This window comes from Corynebacterium sp. HMSC064E10 (genome assembly GCF_001812505.1).
Lineage (GTDB): Bacteria > Actinomycetota > Actinomycetes > Mycobacteriales > Mycobacteriaceae > Corynebacterium > Corynebacterium amycolatum.
The window spans coordinates 1,090,488-1,116,565 of sequence record NZ_KV809173.1 but is presented as its reverse complement, the minus strand read 5'-3'; the positions used below and the strand labels follow the sequence as shown (position 1 = coordinate 1,116,565).

Annotated in this window: 24 protein-coding genes; 22 read left to right on the top strand and 2 right to left on the bottom strand. The window is 59.4% G+C overall.

Annotation, left to right across the window (positions count from 1 at the left end; translation table 11 throughout):
• Positions 1–21 precede the first annotated feature (21 nt).
• Together HMPREF2860_RS06785 and HMPREF2860_RS06780 are read left to right on the top strand one after the other, a co-directional pair.
• Positions 22–1,329 carry a sensor histidine kinase gene (locus HMPREF2860_RS06785; protein ID WP_038627531.1) on the top strand — a complete coding sequence of 436 codons (1,308 nt, stop codon included), beginning with the start codon at positions 22–24 and terminating at the stop codon, positions 1,327–1,329.
• A 3-nt stretch (positions 1,330–1,332) separates the two neighbouring features.
• Entirely contained in the window at positions 1,333–2,028 is a 696-nt protein-coding gene (locus tag HMPREF2860_RS06780) for a response regulator transcription factor (RefSeq protein WP_038627533.1), read from the top strand.
• 53 nt (positions 2,029–2,081) lie between these two features.
• Here the strand turns inward: HMPREF2860_RS06780 and HMPREF2860_RS06775 are convergent, their stop codons facing one another.
• Positions 2,082–3,014 carry a DUF3109 family protein gene (locus HMPREF2860_RS06775; RefSeq protein WP_038627535.1) on the bottom strand — a complete coding sequence of 311 codons (933 nt, stop codon included), beginning with the start codon at positions 3,012–3,014 and terminating at the stop codon, positions 2,082–2,084.
• Positions 3,015–3,048: 34 nt separating this feature from the next.
• Here HMPREF2860_RS06775 and HMPREF2860_RS06770 point away from each other — a divergent pair, with 34 nt between their 5' ends.
• From HMPREF2860_RS06770 to HMPREF2860_RS10895, 5 genes are all read left to right on the top strand, one after another.
• A complete protein-coding gene (locus HMPREF2860_RS06770) occupies positions 3,049–3,987 on the top strand; it encodes a Ppx/GppA family phosphatase (protein WP_161798944.1) in 939 nt (312 codons plus the stop codon).
• 1 nt (position 3,988) lies between these two features.
• A complete protein-coding gene (locus tag HMPREF2860_RS06765; protein ID WP_070628688.1) occupies positions 3,989–5,407 on the top strand; it encodes a hypothetical protein in 1,419 nt (472 codons plus the stop codon).
• A gap of 102 nt (positions 5,408–5,509) precedes the next feature.
• Complete coding sequence (proC, locus tag HMPREF2860_RS06760; protein WP_070560754.1) at positions 5,510–6,319, top strand: pyrroline-5-carboxylate reductase; 810 nt, start codon at positions 5,510–5,512, stop codon at positions 6,317–6,319.
• A gap of 263 nt (positions 6,320–6,582) precedes the next feature.
• Positions 6,583–6,774: a helix-turn-helix domain-containing protein gene (locus HMPREF2860_RS06755; RefSeq protein ID WP_005509751.1), complete on the top strand. Its 192-nt coding sequence runs from the start codon at positions 6,583–6,585 to the stop codon at positions 6,772–6,774.
• Positions 6,775–7,017: 243 nt separating this feature from the next.
• Positions 7,018–7,119, top strand: coding sequence for a 30S ribosomal protein bS22 (locus HMPREF2860_RS10895; RefSeq protein ID WP_003855542.1), 102 nt, complete (start codon positions 7,018–7,020; stop codon positions 7,117–7,119).
• A 253-nt stretch (positions 7,120–7,372) separates the two neighbouring features.
• Here HMPREF2860_RS10895 and HMPREF2860_RS06750 read toward each other — a convergent pair whose 3' ends face one another.
• The gene (locus HMPREF2860_RS06750; RefSeq protein WP_038627542.1) at positions 7,373–8,497 is read right to left on the bottom strand and encodes an HAD family hydrolase; all 1,125 of its coding nucleotides are present in this window, start codon (positions 8,495–8,497) and stop codon (positions 7,373–7,375) included.
• A gap of 163 nt (positions 8,498–8,660) precedes the next feature.
• Between HMPREF2860_RS06750 and HMPREF2860_RS06745 the strand changes: the two genes are divergently transcribed.
• The 15 genes from HMPREF2860_RS06745 (at position 8,661) to rfbB (ending at position 25,784) form a co-directional block, all read left to right on the top strand.
• On the top strand, positions 8,661–8,903 hold the full coding sequence (locus tag HMPREF2860_RS06745) for a glutaredoxin family protein (RefSeq protein ID WP_070560756.1): 243 nt from the start codon (positions 8,661–8,663) through the stop codon (positions 8,901–8,903).
• 224 nt (positions 8,904–9,127) lie between these two features.
• Positions 9,128–10,570, top strand: coding sequence for a glutamyl-tRNA reductase (locus HMPREF2860_RS06740; RefSeq protein ID WP_038627546.1), 1,443 nt, complete (start codon positions 9,128–9,130; stop codon positions 10,568–10,570).
• A gap of 15 nt (positions 10,571–10,585) precedes the next feature.
• A complete protein-coding gene (gene hemC / locus HMPREF2860_RS06735; protein WP_038627547.1) occupies positions 10,586–11,518 on the top strand; it encodes a hydroxymethylbilane synthase in 933 nt (310 codons plus the stop codon).
• Between the two features lie 204 nt (positions 11,519–11,722).
• Complete coding sequence (locus tag HMPREF2860_RS06730; protein ID WP_070628687.1) at positions 11,723–13,390, top strand: bifunctional uroporphyrinogen-III C-methyltransferase/uroporphyrinogen-III synthase; 1,668 nt, start codon at positions 11,723–11,725, stop codon at positions 13,388–13,390.
• 47 nt (positions 13,391–13,437) lie between these two features.
• On the top strand, positions 13,438–14,496 hold the full coding sequence (gene hemB / locus HMPREF2860_RS06725) for a porphobilinogen synthase (protein ID WP_038627551.1): 1,059 nt from the start codon (positions 13,438–13,440) through the stop codon (positions 14,494–14,496).
• A 45-nt stretch (positions 14,497–14,541) separates the two neighbouring features.
• Positions 14,542–15,186, top strand: coding sequence for a hypothetical protein (locus HMPREF2860_RS06720; protein WP_070431982.1), 645 nt, complete (start codon positions 14,542–14,544; stop codon positions 15,184–15,186).
• The gene (locus tag HMPREF2860_RS06715) at positions 15,183–15,563 is read left to right on the top strand and encodes a hypothetical protein (RefSeq protein WP_038627555.1); all 381 of its coding nucleotides are present in this window, start codon (positions 15,183–15,185) and stop codon (positions 15,561–15,563) included. The genes HMPREF2860_RS06720 and HMPREF2860_RS06715 overlap by 4 nt, the downstream gene beginning before the upstream one ends.
• Positions 15,564–15,582: 19 nt before the next feature.
• Positions 15,583–18,174 carry a heavy metal translocating P-type ATPase gene (locus tag HMPREF2860_RS06710; RefSeq protein ID WP_038627557.1) on the top strand — a complete coding sequence of 864 codons (2,592 nt, stop codon included), beginning with the start codon at positions 15,583–15,585 and terminating at the stop codon, positions 18,172–18,174.
• A 35-nt stretch (positions 18,175–18,209) separates the two neighbouring features.
• Positions 18,210–19,556, top strand: coding sequence for a glutamate-1-semialdehyde 2,1-aminomutase (gene hemL / locus HMPREF2860_RS06705; protein WP_049180753.1), 1,347 nt, complete (start codon positions 18,210–18,212; stop codon positions 19,554–19,556).
• 7 nt (positions 19,557–19,563) lie between these two features.
• Positions 19,564–20,298, top strand: a complete 735-nt coding sequence (locus HMPREF2860_RS06700) for a histidine phosphatase family protein (RefSeq protein WP_370547486.1) — start codon at positions 19,564–19,566, stop codon at positions 20,296–20,298.
• A gap of 53 nt (positions 20,299–20,351) precedes the next feature.
• Positions 20,352–20,966 (top strand): TlpA disulfide reductase family protein, encoded by a 615-nt coding sequence (locus tag HMPREF2860_RS06695; protein WP_038627561.1) that lies wholly within the window; start codon positions 20,352–20,354, stop codon positions 20,964–20,966.
• Positions 20,967–20,989: 23 nt separating this feature from the next.
• On the top strand, positions 20,990–21,850 hold the full coding sequence (locus HMPREF2860_RS06690) for a cytochrome c biogenesis CcdA family protein (protein WP_070561002.1): 861 nt from the start codon (positions 20,990–20,992) through the stop codon (positions 21,848–21,850).
• Between the two features lie 15 nt (positions 21,851–21,865).
• Positions 21,866–23,554: a cytochrome c biogenesis protein ResB gene (locus HMPREF2860_RS06685; RefSeq protein ID WP_070628686.1), complete on the top strand. Its 1,689-nt coding sequence runs from the start codon at positions 21,866–21,868 to the stop codon at positions 23,552–23,554.
• A 175-nt stretch (positions 23,555–23,729) separates the two neighbouring features.
• Positions 23,730–24,740 (top strand): c-type cytochrome biogenesis protein CcsB, encoded by a 1,011-nt coding sequence (ccsB, locus tag HMPREF2860_RS06680; RefSeq protein WP_070628685.1) that lies wholly within the window; start codon positions 23,730–23,732, stop codon positions 24,738–24,740.
• A gap of 51 nt (positions 24,741–24,791) precedes the next feature.
• Positions 24,792–25,784, top strand: coding sequence for a dTDP-glucose 4,6-dehydratase (gene rfbB, locus HMPREF2860_RS06675; RefSeq protein WP_070628684.1), 993 nt, complete (start codon positions 24,792–24,794; stop codon positions 25,782–25,784).
• Positions 25,785–26,078 lie beyond the last annotated feature (294 nt).

Below are 26,078 nucleotides of genomic sequence, written 5' to 3'. Positions count from 1 at the left end.
AAAGAGCTTAGGGTAAGACCCGTGTCAAAAATCATTATCGCTGCTCTACTAGGTGCTGCGGTTATGGCAGCTGTGCTGATTCTTGGTGGGGTTGTCTCAGGTGCCTATAACGCCGCTCGGCGCCAGAGGAGCGACGAGGAAAGTACAATAACCACCATGGCGCAGGTCATGCACCTGGCCATTCAGAAGTCTCCGACGGGGGTGGTGGTCGTTGACATCTCCCGTGATTTGATTTTGTCCAACTCCATGGCGCACAAGTTGGGGCTGGTTTATGAGCGCCGCCTGAATGATGTGGGCTGGGAAGCTGCAGAAAAGGTTTTTGACTCGCAGGAGGACCAGGAGCTGACACTGGTGTTGCCGTCGCGCCGGGCAGGGGCGCCGGACACGATCGTCCGTTGCCAGCTGACTCCGCTGTCACTGGTGGATGACCGTTTTGTGGTGATTTACGCGGCGGATGTCTCCGAACAGGCTCGCATGGAAGCCGCACGACGTGACTTTGTGGCCAACGTTTCCCATGAGCTTAAGACTCCCGTGGGGGCTATCAGTCTGTTGGTTGAGGCGTTGAATGAAGCTACCGACGACCCGGTGGCAGTGCGTCACTTTAGTGAGAGTCTGACGCAGGAGTCCAAGCGGATGTCGACGATGATTACGGAGCTCATCTCGCTGTCGAAGCTGCAGGGGGCGGAGCCGCTGCCGGACATGTCGCCCGTGAAGGTTGAAGAGATCGTCCAGGCAGCGGTGCGTCGTAACCAGATGCTCGCGGAGCAAGCGGGTATTGAAATCACCGTTGACTGTGAGCCGGAGTTGGTCGTTGAAGGTGATCGCAGCCTGCTGATCACTGCGGTGTCCAACCTGATTTCAAACGCCATCAACTACTCGCCAGAGGCCACGCCTGTGTCCGTGACTGCAGTCACGGAGGATAACGACACCGTCGCTATCCGTGTAACTGACCGCGGTATTGGCATTTCTCAGGCGAACCAGAAGCGCATCTTCGAGCGCTTCTTCCGTGCGGATAAGGCACGCTCGCGGGCGACAGGTGGTACAGGTCTGGGCTTGGCAATTGTTAAGCACGTCGCAGCGAACCACAAGGGAACCGTCAAGCTGTGGAGTCGACTGGGCACTGGATCGACCTTCACCATTGAGCTACCGCTGATGGACAAGACCGGTTCCGCGTCGAATGACGGCGATGTATCTGCACGTTTGCCAATCGGGCACACTCCGCCTGCGGGTAAACTTGTGGCTAAGAAAAGCGCGCAGCGTGGTACGGGCAAAACCCGCGGCAAGGATAAGGATTCCCAGAACAAGGATTCCAAGGAAGGAATGAAGTAATCCGTGACTGAGGTACTTATTGTCGAAGACGAGACGGCTTTGGCGGAGCCGCTAGCGTTTCTGCTGCAGCGCGAGGGATTCGAGGTGCGGATGGCCGCTGACGGCCAGGAAGCACTTGCAGAATTTTCCAAAGCAGAACCGGACATTGTGCTGTTGGATCTCATGCTGCCAGGTATGAGTGGCACCGAGGTCTGCAAAAACATCCGCTTAAAGTCCTCTGTCCCAGTGATTATGGTCACCGCCCGTGACACTGAGATTGACAAGGTCGTCGGCCTCGAAATTGGTGCGGATGACTATGTGACCAAGCCTTATTCCTCTCGGGAGCTTATTGCCCGTATCCGGGCTGTGCTGCGACGCGGTCGTCACGACGACTCCGACGATGTCGAGGAGATCTACGAGGAGGTCTTGCGCGGCGGCCCGGTCGTGCTGGATGTCGAGCGCCACGTTGTCACCGTTGACGGCGATGATGTCGCAATGCCGCTCAAGGAGTTCGACCTGCTGGAGTACTTGCTGCGCAACCGTGGTCGTGTGCTGACCCGCGGCCAGCTCATCGATCGCGTCTGGGGCTCCGACTACGTCGGCGACACCAAGACGCTGGACGTACACATCAAGCGCCTGCGCTCCAAGATTGAGCGCAATCCTTCCTCGCCTGAGTTCCTGGTCACCGTTCGCGGCTTGGGTTACAAGTTCGAGGACTAACGCAGCTAACTGCTGCCGATGCTCTCCGCCGGCGATCTGATGAATCCTCGACGTTAAACCTCGTCCGGTGCCAGCCCCTCGGCCGCTGCGCGTGTGGCCGGGTGAATCGCCAGCAGTGGGTAGCCGCTCGGCCCGAAGGCCTTGGCCGCGCCCGCTGCCTCTCGAGCCCGGCAGTGCTCCGCCAGAATTTCGTAGCACTCTTCGCCGATGAGCTCGATTAGCTCAGACTTGTGCGTGCGCCACATCGGTTCGCCACCGGCATGTGTGGCCGGCGCGCCCGTGCAGAACCATTCAAAGTCCTCGCCGCCATCGCCCCAGCCGCGACGGTCGTACTCAGTAATAGTCGTGCGCAGAATCTCCTGGCCGTCTGGGCGTTCCTCCCAGTCCTCCAGTCGACGTAGCGGCACCTGCCAGCACACATCCGGCTTGACCTTCACTGGGTCAATGTCGTTGGCCATCGCCCACTGGTGGATGGCACAGCCCGCACCATTTCGCCATCCCTCACGGTTGGCAAAAATGCAGGCATTCTTCACGACCTTCGTTTTCAGAGCAGGCTCAGGCTCTCCGTTTTCGTCGTCAAGCTCGTCCCACACTAACCACGGTTCCAACGGCTCGGAGGGATCGGTTTCGTAGGTTTCGAGCCACTTCAGCGTTTGTTTGGGGCGGTTCTGCCACCACTGGGGGTCTGCGGAGTCGCCTTCCATCCGCTTTACGACGTCAATAACCCTCTCGCGGTCTTCGTCGTCGGTGATAAAGGCGCCATGGCCGCAGCATCCGACATCCGCGTTCGCGGAGTCGATGCCCAGGCAAGCGGAGGTGCCGAAGGCGCATTGATAGGAGCTCATCAACCAGGTTAGGTCGCAGGTGATGATGTGTTCTGGGTCCTCTGGGTGGGCGAACTCGAACCACTCTCGGGGAAAATCATAGGCGACTTCAGCGGGAGATGGTTGTGGTCCGCGACCGGGGCGGGGGTGGGGTTGATTCACACCAATACACCGTAGACCGTCTAACCTACTAAGAGTGAGATTAGGTGTATTAGATGTAGGTAGTAATACCGTCCACTTGGTGATGGTGGACGCCCGCCGGGGCGGACATCCGACTCCGATGAGCGATTCCAAGTCGACGATGAAGCTGGTCGAGTACCTGGATAAGGACAACAACCTGTCCAAGAAGGGCATTGACAAGCTGACGGGCTACGTCGCTGAATCCAAGGAATTGGTTGAGCAGATGAAGTGCGAAGAGATGATTAGCTTCGCCACTTCGGCTGTTCGCGATGCCGCCAACGCGGACGAAGTACTCGCTCACGTCGAGAAGGAAACTGGCATTAAGCTGCAGATTCTCTCCGGTGAGGACGAGGCTCGTCTGACCTTTTTGGCAGTACGGCGCTGGTACGGCTGGTCTGCTGGTCGTCTAATCAACCTGGATATCGGTGGCGGCTCTCTCGAGCTGACGTCGGGTACCGATGAGGATCCGGAGGCCGCGTACTCACTGCTGCTCGGTGCGGGCCGTTTGACCCACGAGTGGTTCGAGACCGACCCGCCGGAGCGTAAGAAGATTGACCTGCTGCGCGACTACATTGATGCTGAGCTCGCTGAGCCGGCTCGTCATCTGCGCACGCTTGGTGAGCCAGACTTGGCTGTCGCTACCTCGAAGACCTTCCGTACTCTCGCCCGCCTGACCGGTGCAGCTCCTTCCGCTGCTGGTCCGCGCGTTAAGCGCACCCTGACTGCGGCTGGTTTGCGTCAGTTGATTGCGTTTATTTCACGCATGACGGCGGCTGACCGTGCTGAACTTGAGGGTGTTAGTGCAAATCGTTCTCACCAAATTGTCGCAGGTGCTCTCGTTGCGGAGGCTAGTATGCGAGCATTGGGATTAGAGAAGGTCGAGATTTGTCCTTGGGCTCTGCGCGAGGGCATTATCTTCCGACGACTGGACAGTGACCTATACGGAAAGGGTTGAGATGAGCGAGGAAAAGCTCACCGTTGCCGAACTGCTGGCGCGGCGGCAGAAGGAGGGAGCCCCCTCTGAACCACCGCGGCGCCGCCGTCGACGCAGCCTTGAAGAAGGCGGTGTGTCCGTTCAGGAACTCACTGGCTCAATCCCTCGCGTTAAGGCCGGCGAACCACGACGCGGTGCGCACGCTCTTTCCAACGCAGACGACGGTCAGACGACCACGAGCGATCTGCTTGCCGACGAAGCTGCGACCAACGGCACCGAAGAAGCACGGGCATCCGAACCGGAGGCAGAAGCTCCGGAGCACTCGGAGGCCGTTGCTGAGTCAGTGATAGTTGCTGAAGAGGCGGATTCTTCGGAGCATGAGGTTCAAGCTGAGGCCGAGGCTGAAGCTGCTGCTCCGGAAGAGGACGAGCCGGAATTAATTGAGGCTGACGCCGAGGTCGCTGACGTCGAAGCTGACGAAGTTGCCGAAGAACCGGCTGCTCCGGCTGTTCCGGTTGCTCCGGCAACTCCGCAGCAGGAACAAGCTGCGCCGAGCACGCCAACTACGCAGCCAGCAGCCACTGCAGTGCCATTGGCAATTCCGATGGAACCCCGTCCGGTCATGGTCAACTCCGAGCGTTCGGAGATTACCTACACCTTCACCGAACTGCGTGACATGGCAGACGAGTCGCAGCAGATTGGGGAGCCGGGGCCAGTCGCTCGTGCAGTACTCACCGGTTCCAACGCTTACGACGACCGTCCGACTGCCTCCATTCCGGTTGTCCAGGGCAGTGTCGACGAAGAGGCTGCGGCATCCGCGGAATCGGATGACGTCGACGGTGAACAGCTTGCTGAGGCCGAAACAACAGAAGCTCCGGAAGAACAAACCCGTGTGCTGCCGCAGGTGGAAGAAGCAGACGCAGTCGGTGAGACTGAAGCTGCTCAGGAAACGGATACCTTCGAGGCTGCCGACGCTGACGCCGATACCGGGGCCGCTTCCGAGGCGGCAGTGGCAGCCGCTGTCACTCCTGAAGTAGCACAGCCAGAAGACGTACAGGCCGAGACCACACCGACCCAGGTCGCAGCTGACGAGAAGCAGTCGGAGCCCCGGGACGTCGTTAAGCGTGAGGAACCCAAGAGCTCCAAGGGCAAGGTCGCCGCGCGTGATGGCTACGCCGAGGACAATTCCCTCTCGGTGCCGTTGCTGCTGATTCAGGTCTTCGTGGGTCTGATTGCTGGTGCATTGGTGTTCCTGGGCTTCACCATGGCCTGGTCGTCGTTGCCAAAAATCGTGGTTGTCATCATGGCTCTCGTGGTCTCTGGTGGCTTCGCGGGAATGGCTAACTACCTGCGCCGTGAGAAGGACAAACTGACACCGATTCTCGCGGGGCTTGTCGGTTTGGCACTGACATTTGGCCCCTGGATTCTCTTTCAGTTGTAGTGGGGCCAACAAAATAATCATCACCTGATGCAGGGGCCGGAAGCGAAGTTTTCCGGTCCCTGCATTCGCATGTGTGGGCCAGTTTTGGCACACTTAGCGTCCATGACAAGAATTGCTGTAATTGGTGGCGGAAAGATTGGTAGCGCACTCGTCGGTGGTCTCATCGACGGTGGTGTCTCGCCCTCCTCGATTTATGTGGTGGGGCGAACCAAGGAGAGCCTGGCCGGTCTGAAGGAGACCTACGGCATTGTCGATGCCGATGACCCAGTAGGGGCCGTCGACGGTGCCGACGTGGTGTTCTTGTGCGTAAAGCCGTACTTGATTATCGACATGCTCGAGCAGATTGCCGACGTGCTCGATGACTCTGAAGTTGACACCATCGTGGTGTCGATGGCGGCTGGCATCACACTGGACAAGATGGAAGGTGTCTGTGCTGTCGGCACTCCGGTGATCCGCGTTATGCCGAACACCCCGATGCTGGTGGGCAAGGGAGTCTGTGCAGTCGCGCCGGGTCGCTTTGTCACGGAGAGCCAGACCGACGAGGTTGTCGGACTACTGGAGAAGGTCGGCAGCGTTGAGGTTGTCGATGAGTCGCTGATGTCTGCAGTCACTGCAGTCTCGGGCTCTGGTCCGGCTTACTTCTTCCAGTTTGTCGAGGCGATGACCGATGCGGGTGTGAATCTGGGCCTCAAACGTGATCAGGCTAAGCGTCTGGCGTCGGCTACGGCTGCTGGTGCGGCCGAGATGATGATGCAGGAAGGTGCGGACCCGACTGCGCTGCGTGCTGATGTCACTTCGCCGGGCGGTACAACGGCAGCGGCCACCCGAGTTTTCGAGGAAGAGGGTATTCGCCGCGCGGTGCATCGCGCGCTGCAGGCTTGCTATGACAAGGCCAATGAGATGGGTAAATAAGTATTTCGCCGAGTGGTCGCGGGTGTACAAGTAACCCCAATATTTGGGGCATTGGAAATGGCCAGGGGCAGTAGCTAATCCGATACGCAGGGACGATGGGCTAGTCACAACTGTCACACCATTCGCCAATGCCCCTATTTTTTATCAAAAATCGCACCGGTACCTTGCCTACCGGTAGGATATGAAAAGCACGTGCGTGTCACGATTTTCTGCAGGAGGGGAAGCCTGCAGCGCGTCGCGTGCGCTGAAGGGAATATTAACTAATGCAGAATGCAGATAAAGGCACCTTTCTGACCGTTGCGGAAGTTGCTGACATCATGCGCGTATCCAAGATGACCGTCTACCGCCTGGTTCACGCTGGCGAGCTGCCGGCAGTGCGCGTTGGCCGTTCTTTCCGCGTCCATGAGTCCGCAGTCAAGGAATACCTGGACTCCTCTTTCTACAACGCGGGTTAATTTTTTCTGCCTTTTAAGCGGGGCTGTTTGACCTGAACGCATATGTCCCCGCTATGATTAATCCGATTAGTACATGGTGCTGTGCTGCGCCCCTGTTTCCTATCGTCTTCAAGTCATGAAGTATCTAGCTGTGAAGGCGGAAGGAAAAAGGGCGTGACATCTCGGCGGTTGTAAGGCCGCATTGAGTACGCCGCCATTGTGCAAGAAAAGAAATTTCCGTCAACGAATAGCGAGGTCGAGCCGATGGGTTCCGTCATTAAGAAGCGTCGCAAGCGCATGTCGAAGAAGAAGCACCGCAAGATGCTTCGCCGTACCCGCGTGCAGCGTCGTAAGCTCGGCAAGTAAGCCAGCATTCCTGCCGTTATCGCAGGAGCGCGCGTGCTGCGTCGCGTACACGTTTTAAAAGCAAAACCCGCCCGGTCTCGTTGAGATAGGGCGGGTTTTGTCGTTGGGGGGGGAGCTGCTGAGTACGGATTAAGTAGCAAAAGATCGCGGGCTGCAAATGTGAAACTGTGCGAGTTTATGGCACTTTCAGGTCATTTTTCGAGCCATTTTTGTCATAAATGCGGTCACTACTCTCGAGTACTTCTAGCAGCGCTTAGCTTTCCTTGTTCGCGTCCCACAGTCGCTTGCCGACGAGTCCCGCGCCCCCAGCAACTCCTGCCAGTAGTGCTCCGATCGAGAGCCACCGCATCGTGGCGAAGGTTACGGAGCGGAAGTGACGGTAGTCGTAGATCGTCCAACCCATCTTCTGGGCGTAATTCCGCAATTTGCGATCCGGGTTGATGGCCACGGCGGTGCCCACCATGGACAGCATGGGAATGTCGTTGGCGGAATCTGAGTATGCCGTGCAGCGAGACATGTCCAACCCGGAGGAGGCCGCCAGAGCTGCTACCGCGTGCTTCTTACCCGGGCCGTGGAGGATATCGCCTACCAGGCGGCCGGTGAACTTTCCATCTTTGACCTCGGCGACTGTGCCGAGGGCGCCGGTCAGCCCGATGTGCTTAGCGATAACCTGGGCCAGCTGCACCGGGGTGGCGGTGACCAGCCAGACCTCTTGGCCAGCCTGGATATGCAATTCCGCCAGATCGCGGGTGCCCTGGTAAACGCGGTCGCTGATCTTTTCTTCAAAGATCTCTTCGCCGAGTTTGACCATTTCATCCACATCGTGGCCGGCGAAAAACTCCAATGCCTGTTCGCGGGCCTTAGCTACGTCGGCGGCGTTTTCCGCGCCCGAGATTCGGAATTTAAGCTGTTTCCAAATCATCCCGGCCAAATCGCGCTTCTTGATGAACCCGCGCTCGACCAACCCCATGGCAAAGAGGAAGATTGATGCGCCCTGGACAAGCGTGTTGTCCACGTCGAAGAAAGCGGCTGCGCCTTGATCTCGTTCGACACCCGGAATGGGCTGCGAGAGCACACGTGCACCGCCAGCGGCATCTTCGGCACCCGCTACACTGCGAAATCCCGTAGCCAGTTCTTCGCCGCCGACGTCGTAGACCTCGCCGAGAGCTTCCAGCGCATTGGCAGCTGCTGCAGTACCAGCTTCCTCCTGTGCTTCATCATTGAGCGGAGCGAGAACTATCTGCTCGAGGAAGTTGCGGACGTTCCCCTGCGAGGAAGCAAGGTCGCCCAGCATGTCGATGGGGAAGGGGGAGCGGTTGTTGGCACTGAACTCACTCACGGTACGAAAATCTCTTTCCACGGTGTATGCAACTGATATCCGTTATCGGAAGCTCTTGTTGAATAGTATCCGCTCTTTAGGCAAAGCCGCGCGCTGAGATTCAAGGAGCGGATGGGGCAAGGATAAGAAGAGTCACTTTTGCAGGGAAGTGTGGGGAGGGGGACGTCGTAAAGCGAAACAGTCGACCTTTAGACTGGCCGTTATGGTGACTGTGACGGTGATGAGTAGGAAGACGTGCGGTTCGTGCGCCCGAGTGATTGCGCAGATTGAGCCGCTGGTTCGGGGCCAAAATGCGCAGTTCCAGGTAGAAGATGTCGATACCGATCCGAACTTGGCCATGGAATTTGGCGATCGCGTACCGGTGATTTTGGTCAATGATGAGGAAATCGCTTGCTGGGAAATCGATGACGATGAACTCCTGGAAGCGATAGCGGAAGCCGAATAAGTTCGGGAGACAACTCTGCCGAACTGCTAGGAGCTGCGGAGACATGGCAGAATGTGAAGTAGCAGCAAAGAAGCAGGGGAGTGCTGCGAACATCGAGGTAGAGGCTAAGTAAAGTATGCCTTTGTTGTGACGAGATGGCAGAGTTGTCTAGCGTTAACAGTCGTAGCTGTGTGAAAAAGCCCGTAGCGGGGCCTGTGAAGGAGCAATAGAGCGGTGATTGAGCGGTGAGTGTGCTTCTCGTCGGAATGTCGTACCGGTCTGCACCGGTGACCCTTCTTGAAAAGGTCTCCGTCGGTGAAACTGAGCGAGAGGCCATTTTGGCTCGGCTGGTTGCGGATGAAGCGATCAGCGAAGCGATGCTGTTGTCGACCTGTAACCGCGTTGAGTACTACGTGGTGGCCAACGGCTTCCACTCCGGGCTATCGGCCGTGGTCCGTGAAATTGTCGGTCGTACTGGGCTCGAACTCGATGAACTGACGCCGCACCTCTATGTGCGGTATGCACAGGCTGCGGCGGAGCATGCTTTTTCGGTGTGTGCTGGTCTCGACTCGATGGTGCTGGGCGAACAGCAGATTATCGGTCAGATTCGCAATGCCTACCAGGAAGCGGACGAAGCCGGCACAGTCGGTCGCATGCTGCATGACTTGGCACAGAAGGCGCTGCACACAGGCAAGCGAGTCCACAGCGAAACGCTGATTGATAACGCGGGCGCATCGATGGTCTCCGTGGCCATCGACGAGGCGGTTGCTGCACTGCAACCCGGATTCAACTCTGGTGTTGACGTCGCTGAGGGTACCGATATCCTGGCCGGACGTTCGGCTCTGATCCTCGGCGCCGGTGCGATGAGTTCGCTGGCCGCTAGCTACCTGGGGCGCTGCGGTATTGACCGTCTGATTATTGCCAACCGCACCGTTGACAGGGCGCAGAACCTGGCCAACCACTCCATCGAAGCAGGCATCCCCGCTACTGCTATTGCGTTGCATGATTTCGCCGATGTCCTCGATGATGTGGACATTCTCGTCAGCGCCACTGGGGCCATGACTCCCGTCGTTTCAGCTGCTGATGTCATCGACCACGGCCCGCTCGCCATCGTCGACCTGTCTATGCCTCGCGACGTTGCGGAGGATGTCTCCGGGCTTGAGGGGATTGCACTATTCAACATCGAATTGCTGCAGATGACTCGCACGGAGGTCCCGGGCCGTGATGATGAGGCTGCAGCGCGCGACATTGTGGCCGAAGAGTTGGAGTCCTACCTCACGGCGCAGCGTGCAAGCGAGGTAGCACCGACTGTTCGCGCTCTGCGTGAGCGTGCGGCAGATGTGGCGGCGGCTGAGCTCGCTCGCCTGGAGGCGAAGACACCAGGTCTTACGCAAAAGGAACGTCGCGAAGTCGAGTCCACGGTTCGCCGCGTCGTCGATAAGCTCTTGCACGCGCCAACGGTGCAGGTCAAGAAGCTTTCTAGCCAGCAGGGTGGCGGCAACTACGCGCTTGCGCTGCAGAAGCTCTTCGACCTGCCTCTATCTACGCCCTCTGGCCTGTATGCTGACACCGATATCCCCGCAGATCTCATGGTTGAGGGCCGAATTGGGCGGATGCAGGGATTTGAGCAGTATGGTCTTGACAGTAGTGCCATCATTGAAGGCGTTGCTGAAACCACCAAAAATTAACACCCGGAGGGAAACATGCCTGACCCAGCGACTATTCGTATCGGTACCAGGGGCTCGGAACTGGCCACGACACAGGCCGGCCACGTCCGTGATGCACTGATTGAGCTGGGGCAGCCTGCAGAGCTGGTGATTGTAAAGACCGCCGGTGACCATAACCGCCACGACCCGGTGGAAAAGATTGGTATCGGTGTCTTTACCCAGGCGCTGCGTCATGCACTCCGCGAGGGGGTGTGCGACATTATCGTGCACTCGTTTAAAGATCTGCCCACGTTGCCGGAAGACGACATGATGGTCGCAGCCGTGCCGGAGCGCGTCGACCCGCGAGAGGCGCTGATTTCCCGCGATGCCACGCCGCTGATGGACCTGCCTGAGGGGGCTCGAGTGGGTACCTCCGCGCCGCGTCGTGTCTCTCAGCTGCGTGCGCTGCGCTCCGACCTGGAACTTGTACCACTGCGTGGAAACATCGAAACCCGCATGGGGCGCGTCTCTGAGGACTTGGACGCTGTCATTCTGGCTCGCGCCGGACTGGAGCGTACGGGGCGTCTCGGAGAGATTGCGGAATCCCTGGACGTGGACGTCCTCATGCCGGCCCCGGCGCAGGGCGCCCTGGCGCTGGAGTGCCGCACTGCTGACCGCGAAATTGTGGATATTCTGCGGAAGATTGACCACCCGGTGTCCCATGCCCGCGCTGTCGCTGAGCGCGCTGTACTCAATGAGCTGGAAGCGGGCTGCACCGCCCCGGTTGCGGCCTACGCAACCGTGAGCGATAGCGGTGAACTCACCCTGCGGGCGGGGGTGTTCGCAGTCGACGGATCGCGCCAGTTGCTCGAGACCGCTACCGCAACCGTGGATAAGGCCGATGAGCTTGGCCGGAAGGTTGCGGCGGCCCTGCTTGAACAGGGTGCTCATGAGGTAATGGGCGATACCCTGCGGGAATCTCAAAAGTAGCCGGTTAGTTAATTTGGCTCAAACCCTTTATGCTAATAGGCCTGTATGCATGCCGTTGGGATAAGGGTTTCCTTCGTGTGCTCGCATGTGAGATTCAGGTGTCTACCTGCCCCTCACATGTGTTGGCGCATGTCCGCTTTCTTCCTTAGTGACTCATCGGCACGAAAAGTGAACAACCAATAGAAAAGAAATCACTCCGCAACGATGAACACCTCCCTCCCCGCAGCAACGGGACGCATCCTGTTCGTCGGCGCTGGTCCTGGAAATCCCGACCTGCTGACGCTTCGCGCCCGTGAGATTCTCGCAGACACCGCTATCGCCTACGTCGACGCCGATGTCATGCCGGGGGTTCGAGAACTCGTCGCAACCGATGTGCCTGTTCCTCCCGAGCTGCTGAAGGAAGCCGAGGAAGAGTACGAGCACATGTGCGCCGCAGCCAAGGCCAAGGGATCTCGTCGTAAGCCACCGCGTCCGGCACCGCCGACCGCTGCAGATTTGCGCGAGCCTATCGACGATCCCAAGAAGATGGCCGCCCTGCTCGTCGAAGAAGCAGCCAAAGGCAATGATGTAGTGCGTTTGGTGGCCGGAAATCCGCTGACCAACGATTCGCTGCTGGCCGAAATCAACGAGGTCTCGCACGCCGAGGTTGAGTTCCAGATCGTCCCTGGTATGTCCGTGCCCTCCACCGTCCCGGCATTTGCCGGTATCGCGTTGGGCTCGACGTACACGGAGACCGATCTCGGTCGCGCCGATGTGGACTGGGACGAGTTGGCGCAGGCACCGCAGCCGCTGGTGCTGCAGGCCGTGCAGGATGACCTGTCCGCCATTGCCTCCGAACTCGGTGAACGCGGTCTGCCGTCGGCGTTGCCGGTGTCGGTGACTGTCAACGGTACGACTCGTTTGCAGCGCACCTACGACGTCACGCTGGGCACCTTGGCGCAGCTTTCGGGTGACCTGGCCGGTCCGCTGGTGGTCACGCTTGGCAAGGGTGTGGACAATCGCTCGAAGTACTCGTGGTGGGAAAACCGGGCCCTCTACGGATGGAAGGTGCTGGTCCCACGCGCCAAGGCGCAGGCAGGGCCGATGAGTGCTCGTCTCGTTGGGCACGGCGCCATCCCGATTGAGGTCCCGACCATCTCAATCGAGCCACCACGTAGCCCAGCGCAGATGGAACGCGCCATCAAGGGGCTTGTCGACGGCCGTTACCAGTGGGTTGTTTTCACTTCCGTCAACGCTGTCACCGCAGTGTGGGAGAAGTTCCAGGCATTCGGCTTGGACGCGCGCTCGTTCGCTGGCGTCCGCATCGCAGCCGTCGGTCATCGCACCGCTGCTGCCATCCGTGATCTCGGCATTACCCCGGAGCTGCTTCCGGACGACACTCGTCAGAACGCCGCGGGCATCGTCGACGTGTTCCCGGAGTACATCGAGGATCTCGATCCGGTCAACCGCGTATTGCTGCCACGCGCCGACATCGGCACCGACGTGCTTGTCGACGGTCTGATTGACCTGGGCTGGGAAGTCGATGATGTGGTCGCTTACCGTACCGTGCGGGCAGCGCCACCGAGTGCGGACATCCGCGACATGATTAAGTCCGGTGGCTTCGACGCAGTGTGCTTTACCTCGGGGTCGACGGTGAAGAACCTGGTCGGCATCGCGGGTAAGCCGCATGCTCGCACCATCATTGCCTGCATCGGGCCGATGGCCGCAGCCACGGCTCGCGAGTACGGTCTGCGTGTAGATGTCGTGCCGGAGCGGGCAAGCATCCCGGAGCTGGTGGACGCGCTGGCAGAGCATGTTGCGCAATTGCGGGCTGCAGGGCAACTGCCACCGCCGCGCAAAAAGCGTCGTCGTTCGCGTAAAACCAAGGCCTAAACCAGGGCGAATCGGGGCGAGTTCGCGTTTTGATTAAGGTTGTCTTTATGACTACATCTGGAGCTTCTGAATCATCCCGCGAAATCGATCTCGAACAGTTTGGATTTCCTCTCCCGATTCGTCGCCCACGCAGGCTGCGCACCAACCCGGTGATGCGTGCGATGACGGCAGAGACGACACTGACTCCGAAGAATCTCATCCTTCCCATGTTTGTTGCAGATGGGATTGATGAGCCGAAGCCAATCAGCTCCCTGCCCGGGGTAGTGCAGCACACCGAAGACTCCCTGGTGGAAGCTGTGCGCGAGGCTGTTGAGGCAGGTATCTCGGCGGTTGACCTCTTCGGTGTCCCGCTCGATGCGGATAAGGACGGCGAGGGCTCTGAATCCTGGAATCCGGAGGGCGTTCTCAACCGCGCTCTGCGTCGTCTCCGCGACGAGTTCGGGAATGACATTCTGATCATGGCCGACACCTGTCTGGATGAGTTCACTGACCACGGCCACTGTGGCGTACTGGGCACGGATCGCTTCGGCAACACGGTCGTTGAGAATGACCGCACGCTGATTAACTACGTCAAGATGGCCGTTGCCCAAGCCGACGCCGGTGCACATATCGTGTCCCCGTCGGGCATGATGGACGGCCAGATTGCCGCTATTCGTGAGGGGCTGGACGCCGCTGGCCATGAGGATGTCTCCATCATGGCGTACTCGGCAAAGTACGCCTCCGCCTTCTACGGTCCATTCCGTGAAGCCGTGGGCAGCTCGCTACAGGGCGATCGCCGTACCTACCAGCAGGATCCTGCAAACCGTCGTGAGTCCCTGCTCGAAGTGCAGCTCGACGTTGACGAGGGTGCGGACATGGTGATGGTCAAGCCGGCCATGAGCTACCTGGACATCCTGCGCGAGGTCGCAGACATCTCGCCGGTGCCGGTTGCTGCCTACCAGGTCTCTGGTGAGTACGCGATGATTCACGCCGCTGCCGCCAACGGGTGGATTGACCTGGATGCTGCGATGATGGAAGCAGTGCTGAGCATTCGCCGTGCCGGTGCGGAGCAGATTTTGACCTACGCAGCGGTGGACTTGGCGAAGAAGCTGCGCGCCCAGTTCTAATTCGCTGAGGCGAACGTGCAGTAATAAACATCGAGAAGTGGACGGATGACTAAAGAAGAGAAGAAGCCCGCAATTCCCGAGCAGGTCGAGGGAGCTAGGCAGGCGTGGCGGGTTACGGCCGTGTTGCAGCTGCTCCTCGCTGCAGTAGCCACGGTGACCTACTGGCTGCATCCGGAAATGCTGATGAGCCCCTCAACCGCTAAGGAGAATTTCCCGGGTTTCAGCGAGGGCCAGATTGATGCCGCCATGAAGGCGAGTATCGTTATCGCGTTCTTTTTCGCAGTGGGGCTTTGCATCGCGTTCTTCGCCATCATCGAGCGAATGCGCAAGGGGAGCGAAGGTGCTCGCACCGTGCTGGTTATCGGCTCGCTTTACCTGGCACTGTCGGCGCTGATGTCCTTCTTCTCTTCTACGGCTTCAGAATCGGGAGTGCCATCATCCCTTGTTCTTATCAGCGGAATTGTGCGAATCGCCTCTGCCACTGCCGCGGTAGCTGGCCTGGTGCTCGCCGCCTCGAAGGAGTCCAAGGACTACTTCAATCATCAGCGCCCCTCGAAACCGTGGACTCCGTCCGCGCCGAAATCGCATCTGCCGGGAGCGTCGAAGCATGGCGCTGATACAAAGCAGCAACAGCAGCTGGACCAGTCACAGCCCAAGCAGCCCAAGCAGCCTGAGGAGTCCAAGCAATGATGTCCCTGCCGAGTCGGCCCTGGCAGTGGGTGCTCTTCGTCGCGCTCATCGCCCAGATTGTCCTGAGCTTGATACTGGTCACCGGAGATTACTCGCAGGCTCCCGCTGCCGTTGGCCGCGATATCTACATCGTCGCCGGTGTGACGCTGGTCTGCTCGCTCATTGGTAGCGGCTGCTTGCCGACGGCCACTGAGTTCAAACTCTCCCGGAACTGCCTGCTCATCATGGTGATTGTCACGGCTCTCGCCATGTTCTTTGCCATTATGGCCGGTGCGCTGACTGTATGGGTTATCGTGCCCAGCCTGGCGATGGCGTGTGGACTACTGTTGCTCTATCGTGAATTAGCGCTCACGCGCGCCAATCAGCCACAGGATTAGACGGAAAGTTTCAAAGGCCATGAGTGACACCGGTGAGTTTGATTTCTCTCTGGACAATCGCGTTGAACAGGCGATTGTGGATGCCAAGGTCGCTGCTCGTAAGGCATTGCCACGAAGCCGTCAGGACATCGACGAAGAAAGTGCCCATCAGCGGCTTGCACACCGCAGAGGCCAGTCCAACACAGCTTTCGCACTCATCCTGGAAAACTTGGAAAACGCCGAGAGCGCTGAGCGTGCTGAGCATGTTTTGGAATCCTTTCCAGATGTGACAGCCTCTGTGGTTTACAAGCCCGGACGCGCGTGGATTACAGCGCCCGATACCATCGATCCGAATCAGTTCATCGAAGCTCTCCGCGAAATCGGGGTCGAGTCGTACCTCACGCGCAGCACGCTTCGTCGTCGTGCAACTCGGCTGGATGTGTCACAACATCGCCGTCCCGCTGTTCCGGCTGCCGCTCAACAGAATGAGGAGGAGCGCATTCGCCGTCGTGAAGCGGCCTTGCGCCGAAGCGGCGGCGGTGCGGAGGTACTGTTCACGGCGCGTGAACTGGTGACCAAGCAGCGCTTTTGGGGCAGCCTGTTCCTATCGATTCCGGTGCTGGTGACGTCGTTGAACGTCAACTGGCAGTTCCCGGGCTGGCAGTGGATGTGCCTTGTGCTGACCACGATTGTGGTGTGGTGGGGTGGCTGGCCGTTCCACCGGGCAATGGCGGCGTCCCTGCGTCGGCGGATGTCGGCGCTGGATGGGGCGAGCTCCATTGCCATTCTGCTGGCGTGGCTGTGGTCGCTGGCGCAGCTTATCTTTGGTCCCGCGGGACAGATTGGATATACCACTGCGCCCACGTGGTTTGCTTTCAACTACCGGGAAAGCGCCTCGGCAGAGGTGTTTTTCGACGTTGCTTGCGGCCTGACCGTGCTGTTGCTAACAGGCCGTATGTTTACGCGCTACAACAAGGTGCGTACTGGACAGATTTTGCGCAACCTGCGCATTCCAGCTGAGCGAAATGTGACGGTCGTGCGCAAGAGCGCCAAATCCGCGGAGCCGAAACGAGTGGAGGTAACGGTCGCCGAGCTCAATATCGGTGATGACATCGTGGTTCCACCGCACTCGGTGATTCCGGTCGATGGCTCAGTCATCGGTGGTGCGTCCACGATGGATGCACAGCTACTCGGTATTGGCGTTGAACCGCAGAAGGTCAAGGTCAACTCCAAGGTTTGGGCCGGCGCAATCAACCTGGATTCGGAGCTCAAGGTGCGCGTGGAGCGCACCGGTTTCAAGACCCGGGCGTCATCGATAGCGCGCTGGCTGCGTCAAGCGGTTCGAGAAGAAACGGTGATGCACCAGACCGCAGTGCACTCGGCATCAGAGCTGGTGCCGTGGACGCTGTCATTGGCAGGCGTGGCATTTTGCGGCTGGTGGCTGGCGACGGGCACGATGAGCGGTGCCCTCGCGGTGGCGCTGGCCATACTCTCGGGCATCGCGCCGGTGGCATTGGCAATGTCTACGTCGACCGTGCAGCGCATCGGGATTCTGGCCGGTGCTAGTAACGGAATTTTGATTCGTGGCAATGAGACTTTCCGGAAGTTGGCTACCGCCAATGTGGTGATTTTTAACCGAGTTGGAACCCTGACCGAGGGTGACACCCACGTGCTCGGTGTCGCCGCAGAGCGCAATGAAAATCCGGATTTGGTTCTGCGTGTGGCGGGCGCTCTCATGATGGAGAGCAACCACCCGGCATCGGCGGCCATCGTGCGCGCGTGCCGTGCATCCCGCGACGCCGGTTCCGGCGGTGGCGAGGTGCCGCACTGGATTGAGACCGTGCATGTCGCAATTGCGGAAGACGGTGCGTTCGTTGGCCAGGTAGAGATTCCGGTGAAGGACTCCGACGACAAGTTGGAGATGCGCTTTGTTGAGGGGCGTGTTTGGCGTCCACGTGATCTCACTGCACTCAGCGAGAAAATGGCCGTGGCTGCGCTCAGTGGCGGTACACCGATGGTGGTGTCGTGGCGTGGCAAGGTCCGTGGTGTTATCACCATTGGTGAGGACATTAAGCCCGATGCGGTCGAGAGCATTGACCAGCTGGAGGATATGGGCGTGGACACCATGATGATCACGCGAGATCCGTACCCAGTAGCTCGTCGTTTCGCTGACCGGCTGAATATCTCGCGAGTATTCGCGGGCATCATTGCCTCCCGCAAGGCCATTGCGGTGCGTTCGGTCCACAGTGACGGTGAGACAGTCGTGATGGTTGGCGACAAGGACATCCGGGACTCTCTGCGTGCCGCTGATGTGGGTGTTTTGATGGACAACACCGAAGGCAACCAGAATCTTGATGTCGATTACGCCGATGTCGTGGCACTGCGCAACAACGTGTTGTCGATTCCGGAGGCCATTGAAATCGCACGTGCTGTGGTGCGGATGATGGACTCCAACATCTACTTTGCGTGGTTCTACAACGTTGCAGTCATCCTGCTGGGTATGACCGGTATGATTCACCCGCTCCTGGCATCGCTATTGATGATTTTCTCCAGCTTGTGGATCGACTGGCGTTCCCGTCGAGTGTCGTCCCGCAGGAAGCATCTATTCAGGGTGAAGCTGGGACGTTGGTAGGGCAGGGTAGCCCTTAATCCGAGTGGCCGTCTACGATGGTCACCGTGACTCAAGACATTAATGCTCCTCATGTCCCAGAAAACGTTGAGCTCACCGAGCGTTCGGCAGAGTTCTTTACGCAGGCTCAGGCAGTGACGCCGGGTGGCGTGAACTCGCCGGTCCGCGCCTTCGGTTCCGTCGGTGGCACCCCACGTTTCATTGACCACGCCGCGGGCTCTCGTCTCGTGGATGTTGATGGCAACGAATATGTGGACTTGGTCTGCTCGTGGGGTCCAATGATTCTGGGCCACGCCCACCCGGCAGTGGTGGAGGCCGTTCAGAGTGCCGCCACTCGCGGGTTGTCTTTCGGCGCTCCGACGACGGCTGAGACCGATCTGGCTCGTCACATCGTTGAGCGTACGTCGGTAGATGAGGTGCGTCTGGTCAACTCCGGCACTGAGGCCACCATGTCCGCAGTTCGCCTGGCTCGCGGTTTCACTGGCCGTTCCAAGATCATCAAGTTCGCCGGCTGCTACCACGGTCACGTGGACGCGCTGCTGGCATCGGCCGGTTCTGGTGTCGCTACTTTCGGTCTGCCGGATTCGCCGGGTGTCACCGGTGCATCGGCTGCAGACACCATTGTTGTTCCTTACAACGACATTGAGGCGGTCAAGGCCGCATTTGCTGAGAACCCGGGCGAGATTGCCTGTGTCATCACTGAGGCGGCAGCGGGCAACATGGGTACCGTCACACCGCAGGACAACTTCAACGCGAAGCTGAAGGAAGTCTGCCACGCAGACGGCGCTCTGCTGATCCTCGATGAGGTTATGACTGGCTTCCGCGCTTCCTACAACGGCTGGTACGGCATTGATGGTGTGGCCGGTGACCTGACCACCTTCGGCAAGGTCGTCTCCGGTGGTTTGCCGGCCGCTGCCTTCGGCGGTCGCCGCGACATCATGGAGTACCTGGCTCCGAACGGTCCGGTGTACCAGGCAGGCACACTCTCCGGTAACCCGGTCGCTATGGCAGCTGGCCTGGCCAACCTGGAAAACGCCACGAGGGATGTCTATGACACCGTTGCGGCCAACGCAGATCGCCTGGCCACGATTCTGTCCGATGCCCTGACCAAGCAGGGCGTGGCCCACCACATTCAGCGTGCGGGCACGATGCTATCGCCGCGCTTCGCCGAGGGTGAGGGGCACAACTTTGAGCAGATGCAGGCAGCGGATACTTTCCGCTACCCGGCCTTCTTCCACGCACTGCTGGCCAATGGTGTCTACCCGCCGGCTTCTTGCTACGAGACCTGGTTCGTCTCCGCCGCACTCACCGACGCCGACTTCGAAATCATCGAGCGTGCAGCAGCCCGCGCGGCCGAGGCGGCGGCAGCCGCCAAGCCGGAGTAGGTGACACGTGTCGAACAAGACCGATTCGCAGGCCGAGCAGCAGGCAGCACAGCAAGCCACACCGCAGGCAGCACCGCAGGCCGCGCAGCCGGTACAGCCGGAGAATCAGGCAGTTAAGCGTGCGACAAAGCACGCCAAGACCACGGTTGTGCATCTCGTCCGCCACGGCGAGGTTTATAACCCGGATAAGATTCTCTACGGACGTCTGCCCGGCTGGCACCTGTCAGAGCGTGGTCAGCGCCAGGCAGCGGCCACGGCCTCGTCCTTCGAAGGCCACGACATCCGCTACTTCGCCTGCTCTCCACTGCAGCGCACGCAGGAAACATCACGGCCATTCACCGAGGTAATCGGCACGAAGCCAATCCTGGATGAAGATTTGCTAGAGGCGGGTAACTCCTTTGAGGGGTTGCACATCAAGGGCATTGACTCCGCACTGTGGAATCCGAAGTACTGGCCACGGCTGCGTCGTCCGAGCGTGCCCAGCTGGGGCGAGCCCTACGAGGAGATTGCGGACCGCATGTTCCATGCCATCGAGCGAGCCCGCGAGGCCGCCGAGGGAGCGGAAGCGGTGCTGGTGACCCACCAGCTGTGCATCATTGCCGCTCAGCGTCGTGCGCGGTACTTGAAGCTCGCGCACAACCCGGCAAACAGGCAGTGTGATCTGGCGAGCGTGACCTCCTTAATCTTCGTCGGAGACACCATTGTCGACGTGCGCTACAGTGAGCCGGCAAGTCACCTGTAAGGTGAATAAATAGTTTTGTTGAAGTTTCACTGACCCCGGAAGGTGGCACCCAGGTGGCCAAGGTCTCATCGTCCCGAATTGCAGCAACGCTGGTGGCAGCAACTCTGTCTCTGTCGCTCGCGGCATGTAACCCCGGAGAGTCGGTGGGACACGACGCCGTCGCCGTTGGCGGTCAGTTCGAGTTTGTTTCTCCGGGTGGTCAGCAAATCATTGACTACGCACCAGAGGAGCGCAAGCCGGTCGGCAATGTCTTCGGTCCTTCTCTCGAGGACGATGACAAGGAAATCTCTCTTGATGACTTCAAAGACCAGATTGTGGTTCTGAACGCCTGGGGCCAGTGGTGCGCACCGTGCCGCTCCGAGTCTGATGACCTGCAGTACGTTCAGGAACAGATGGAAGAGCAGGGAATCGGCACCGTCCTCGGCATTAACGTCCGCGACAACGTCCGCCAAGCTCCAATCGACTTTGTGAAGGACAACGGCATCACCTACCCGTCGATCTATGACCCGGCTTTCGTCAACGCCGGTGCACTCGGCGGCATCCCGGCGTCGGTGATTCCGACGACCATCATCCTGGACAAGCAGCACCGCCCGGCGAAGGTATTCCTCCGCGAGGTCGATCACACGATGCTGATGAAGGCTGTCGATGAAGTGAAGGCGGAGGGCTAGGCCCCGGCATGGGAACTTTTGCCATGAACACGATCTATTTTGCCGATGGCATCGGCCAGCAGTTCGCCGACGTCGCCACCGGCGGTCCCATTGTGTTGGGGCTGCTCGCCGCTGCACTGGCCGGTCTCGTCTCCTTCGCTAGCCCGTGCGTTATCCCGCTTGTGCCAGGTTATGTCTCCTATCTCACCGGTATTTCCGGAGCATCGGGGGCGCAGGGCAACGGCGTGACGACGGGAGTTGCGGACGCAACCTCCGTCGATAAGCATGACGGCGATGGAGGTCGTGGCCAGCGTTCCTCAACAGCCCGCGTCGGCCTGGCCGCGTTGCTGTTCGTGTTGGGCTTTACTGTCATTTTCGTGCTGGGGTCGGCCTCGATTTTCGGGCTCGTGTCCACGTTGCGTCTGCAGGCGCGCACGCTGACGATTGTCGGTGGCGTGGTGACCATCGTGATGGGGCTTGCCTTCATGGGCATGGTGCCAGCGCTGCAGAAAGACACCCGCATGGCGCCGAAGCGCTGGACCACCTGGCTGGGAGCGCCACTGCTCGGCGCGGTGTTCGCGCTGGGGTGGACGCCGTGTCTGGGCCCGACGCTGACTGCAATTATTTCGGTGTCCGCAGGTACACAGGGCATGACTGCGGCCAGGGGAGTGGCGCTGATTATCGCTTACTGCCTGGGGCTGGGGCTGCCGTTCATTTTGGTGGCGCTGGGGTCGGCACGTGCGATGCGGGGAGTGGACTTCCTGCGTAAGCACTCGCGAACCATTCAGCTCATCGGTGGTGTGGCGCTGGTGCTGGTCGGAATTGCCCTGGTCACGGGACTGTGGGATGTTTTTGTTGCCTGGGTTCAGGCCGCTTTTATTACTGATACGGTAACGCCAATTTAGTGAAAGATTTCTTCGATGTCGGTGAATTGGAATAAGGTACGACAGCCCTTCCAGCAGGTCTGGAACTGGTTGACCAGCATGCGCACGGCGCTGATTCTGCTGTTCATTCTCGCTTTCGCAGCGGTTCCGGGTGCCCTGTTGCCGCAGCGCTCGCTGAATAAGGACAAGGTCGACCAGTATCTTGCCGCCAACGGCAAGACCGCCGAGATCATGGATAAGCTGCAGCTTTTCGATGTCTTCTCGTCCGTCTGGTTCGTCGCCATCGTGGCATTGCTACTGATTTCCCTGGTCGGCTGCATTATTCCGCGCACCATCGACCACTACAAGGCCATGAAAACGCCGCCGGCTAGGGCGCCGAAACGGTTGGCGCGTCTTCCGCTTCACGACGAAGCCGTCGTCGATGCCCCCGCGGACGAAGTTTCTAAGCGGGTGCGTGAGCGCCTGAACAAGTGGGCATTGACCGAAACCCCAGCAGATGAAGACCGCGCCGGGGCACGCTCCTTTTCTGCAGAGAAGGGCTACCTGCGCGAGTTCGGCAACCTGGTATTCCACCTGGGCATTGCGCTGCTGATTATCATCGTCGGCTTGGGCCGCATGATTTATTACGAGGGCCAGGTCATTTTGCTGACCAACACCGGCACCGAAATTTCTGATGACAACGTCAACAGCGCGGTGGGCGTTCCGTTCTGTAACACCGCAGCGGCAAACTATGACTCGCTGCGCTCGGGCAACACCTTCGACGGTACGACTCTGAACCCGTTCTGTATTCAGGTGGAGGACTTTGCCGCCGATTACCTGCCGAACGGCCAGGCCAAGATGTTCACCTCGCACATCCGATTCGCAGAAGAAGAGGATATGCGTAAGCCTGTCGATGAGTGGGAGAAGACCACGCTGCAGGTCAACCACCCTCTGCGCATCGCCGGTGACCGCGTCTACCTGCAGGGGCACGGCTTTGCCCCGGCCTTTAAGGTGACCTGGCCGAATGGTGAGTCGCGTACGTCGATTGTCCAGTTCCGCCCGGATGACCCGACCTTCTTCCTGTCCTCTGGGGCGCTGCGCTTCGACCCACCAGCGGGCATGTACCCGGACTTGTTCGAGCGCCGCCAGAACCAGATTGCAATCGAGGGCCTGTTCGCTCCGACCGCGGAGTTTACTGGTGAAAAGGGTGCTCTGCTGCAGTCCTCTTACCCGGCGATGCAAGACCCGGCCGTGGCTGTCGACATCTACCGCGGCGACGCGGGCCTGGACACTGGTCGCTCGCAGGGGCTGTTCTCCCTCGACCGCGACCTGATGCACTCGGGTCAGCTGGCTAAGGAAGCCCGCGTCAACCTCAAACAGGGCGAATCCACCGAGCTTGCCGACGGCACCAAGATTGAATTCCTCGGTGCGAAGGAATTCGTCAACTTGCAGATCTCGCACGATCCCACGCAGTTCTGGGTGCTGGTGGCGACTGTGGCCGCACTGGCGGGCATGGTGATGTCGCTGGGCATTAAGCGCCGGCGCGTGTGGGTGCGCATGTTCCCATTGGAAGATGGCCGCACTCGCGTTGAGTTCGGTGGCCTGGCCCGCACAGACAAGGCCGGTTGGGGCGAGGAGTTCCAGTACATCGTTGACGACATCCTGGAACGTGACAGTGATGACGAGGATGCTGCCGACAACAATACTGCGACCAACGAGAGCGCGGACAACAAGGCCAAAAGCTAACTGACCACTAAGCCTGGTCCATCCCTGCCACAGGCTGAATGCGCGGAGGCGGAAAATGCGCCTCCGCGCAACTTTTTGCGTCCCCCGTGTCTCCGGTCCCCTTTTGCTTAGTCCCGCTTTAGTACTAGGGTTTGAAGAAGTATTCCGCTAATTCCACATTTTTGGAGCCAAGTACATGCTCGTCAATAAGACACTGGCGCAGTTTTCGGACTGGTCGTACTTCACGGCCTTCGCCTTTTATCTTGTGGCCTTTGTTGTATCCATTGCCTACTACAGCCGTCGTATCGCGGCCGCTGAAGCTAAGAGCCAGGTTGCGGAGCGCGAGCTGGTAGCCGCCGGTGCTGGTGATGGAGCTACCACCGCTAGTGTCGCTGACTCGGGGGAGTCGGAGACGAAGGCGTCGGCAAGCGAGCCTAGGAACCAGGCGCTGACGAACCGACTCGGCGTTGTGACGGAAATGCTGATTTACGTCGGTGTAGCCGTGCACTTTGCATCGGTGCTATTGCGTGGCCTGGCCGTGCAGCGTTTCCCGTGGGGCAACCTCTACGAGTACGTATCAGTTTCAATCCTCTTTGCTATGGCAATTGCAGCTGGCGTACTGCATCGTGAGGCCATGCGCGTGTTCTGGCCGTGGATGCTGGCACCGATTCTGGCGCTGATGTTCTACGGGGGTAAGAACCTATATGTTGAGGCTGCTCCAGTGGTGCCGGCACTGCAGTCGATTTGGATTCCGATTCACGTCTCGATTATTTCTATCGGCTGCAGTATTGCACTGATTTCCGGTGTCGCGTCGATTCTCTACATGCTGCGGATGTACAACCGCAAGGACAACGAAAAGGGTTTCCTGGGCAAGCTGGTCGCGCCGCTGCCGGACGCGCAGAAGCTGGATGCAATTGCTTACCGCACCGCTATTTGGTCTTTCCCGCTGTTCGGTCTGGGCATTGTGCTGGGCGCTATTTGGGCGGAGTCCGCATGGGGCCGCTACTGGGGCTGGGATCCGAAGGAGACCACTGCTCTGATTACCTGGATTATCTACGCTCTGTACCTGCACGCTCGCGCGACCTCGGGTTGGCGTAATACCAAAGCCGCGTGGATTAATATCTTCGGTTTCGCGACCATGGTGTTCAACCTCTTCTTCATCAATATGGTGGTTTCGGGTCTGCACTCGTACGCTGGCCTGAACTAAGCTTTCATACTTGTACAAGCCGGTATCGCCGGGTGAACTAGAATCGCTTCCATGCGTGTTCTCGTCACCGGTGGTGCCGGCTTTATTGGTTCCAACTTTGTCCTCCGTACTCTGGCCACGCGGCCGGATGTGAATGTCACGGTGCTGGACGCTTTCACCTATGCCGCGAACCCTGCGAGCTTGGAAGGCGCGGACTGTGAGATCATCCGCGGCGATGTTCGTGACGCGGAGCTGATCGATCGCCTCGTGCCCCGCTTCGACGCCGTCGTCCACTTCGCCGCCGAGAGCCATAACGACAACTCGCTAGTGGATGCCGATCCCTTCGTCACCACCAATGTCATGGGCACTGTGAATCTGGCGAAGGTCTGCACCACCCACGATGTTCGCCTTCACCACATCTCCACAGACGAGGTCTTTGGCGATCTCGCTCTCGACGACCCAGCACGCTTTACGACGGCCACCTCGTACAAACCCTCCAGCCCCTATTCGGCCTCCAAGGCGTCTGCGGACCACTTTGTCCGGGCTTGGGTACGTAGCTTTGGACTGGCTGCGACTATTAGTAACTGCTCGAATAATTACGGCCCGCGGCAGCATCCGGAGAAACTGATTCCTCGGCAGATTTGTGGTCTGCTGCGCGGTCGTAGCCCTCGCGTGTACGGCACCGGCGAGAATATTCGGGACTGGATTCACGTCGATGACCACAATGACGCGGTCTGGGCAATCTTGGATTCCGGCGAGGTGGGGGAGACCTACCTCATCGGTGCAGATGGCGAGCGTTCCAACCTCGACGTGGTCGGCGACATCCTGGAGGGCTTCGGACGTGCGCGGTCCGATTTCGTCCGTGTCACTGACCGCCCGGGGCATGACCGTCGTTATGCGATTGATCCCGCATCCATCCGTACCCTTGGCTGGCAGCCGCGCTACCAAGACTTTTCCGCGGGCCTTGCCGAGACCATCGACTGGTATCGCGCCAACGAGTCTTGGTGGGCCGCGGCCTATGATGCCGCTGAGGCTGGCTACGCTGAGCGCGAGCAGGAGTTGTAGTTCTGATTGGGCTGGTTTGGGTTGGGTGGGTTGGTTTGGGTTGGGTGGGCTCTGCCTAGCCAGCACCCCGGTTACTTGGTGCACCCCGGTTACTTGGTACGCCCCGGTTACTTGGTACGCCCCATGCGTCACTTCAGCCACGCCTGCAATATAGTTCCCATGCGCACCAGGTAAAGGGCTCAAAACAGGCCCAAAATACCCAGACTCGCATGTTTGGTGGCATTTTCGGGCTTTTGGGTGAATCTGACCTGGGAGTTTCTAATCTGAAGCCCACCAAACATGCGAGTCTGCGTC

Excerpts from the sequence above, each read along its gene's own strand:
- HMPREF2860_RS06710 (WP_038627557.1), top strand. The coding sequence starts at position 15,583 with ATGAGTGACACCGGTGAGTTTGATTTCTCTCTGGACAATCGCGTTGAA.
- hemL (WP_049180753.1), top strand. The coding sequence starts at position 18,210 with ATGGTCACCGTGACTCAAGACATTAATGCTCCTCATGTCCCAGAAAAC.
- HMPREF2860_RS06755 (WP_005509751.1), top strand. The coding sequence starts at position 6,583 with ATGCAGAATGCAGATAAAGGCACCTTTCTGACCGTTGCGGAAGTTGCT.
- hemC (WP_038627547.1), top strand. The coding sequence starts at position 10,586 with ATGCCTGACCCAGCGACTATTCGTATCGGTACCAGGGGCTCGGAACTG.
- HMPREF2860_RS06730 (WP_070628687.1), top strand. The coding sequence starts at position 11,723 with ATGAACACCTCCCTCCCCGCAGCAACGGGACGCATCCTGTTCGTCGGC.
- HMPREF2860_RS06720 (WP_070431982.1), top strand. The coding sequence starts at position 14,542 with ATGACTAAAGAAGAGAAGAAGCCCGCAATTCCCGAGCAGGTCGAGGGA.
- rfbB (WP_070628684.1), top strand. The coding sequence starts at position 24,792 with ATGCGTGTTCTCGTCACCGGTGGTGCCGGCTTTATTGGTTCCAACTTT.
- hemB (WP_038627551.1), top strand. The coding sequence starts at position 13,438 with ATGACTACATCTGGAGCTTCTGAATCATCCCGCGAAATCGATCTCGAA.
- HMPREF2860_RS06745 (WP_070560756.1), top strand. The coding sequence starts at position 8,661 with ATGGTGACTGTGACGGTGATGAGTAGGAAGACGTGCGGTTCGTGCGCC.
- HMPREF2860_RS10895 (WP_003855542.1), top strand. The coding sequence starts at position 7,018 with ATGGGTTCCGTCATTAAGAAGCGTCGCAAGCGCATGTCGAAGAAGAAG.
- HMPREF2860_RS06765 (WP_070628688.1), top strand. The coding sequence starts at position 3,989 with ATGAGCGAGGAAAAGCTCACCGTTGCCGAACTGCTGGCGCGGCGGCAG.
- proC (WP_070560754.1), top strand. The coding sequence starts at position 5,510 with ATGACAAGAATTGCTGTAATTGGTGGCGGAAAGATTGGTAGCGCACTC.
- ccsB (WP_070628685.1), top strand. The coding sequence starts at position 23,730 with ATGCTCGTCAATAAGACACTGGCGCAGTTTTCGGACTGGTCGTACTTC.
- HMPREF2860_RS06685 (WP_070628686.1), top strand. The coding sequence starts at position 21,866 with ATGTCGGTGAATTGGAATAAGGTACGACAGCCCTTCCAGCAGGTCTGG.
- HMPREF2860_RS06715 (WP_038627555.1), top strand. The coding sequence starts at position 15,183 with ATGATGTCCCTGCCGAGTCGGCCCTGGCAGTGGGTGCTCTTCGTCGCG.
- HMPREF2860_RS06690 (WP_070561002.1), top strand. The coding sequence starts at position 20,990 with ATGAACACGATCTATTTTGCCGATGGCATCGGCCAGCAGTTCGCCGAC.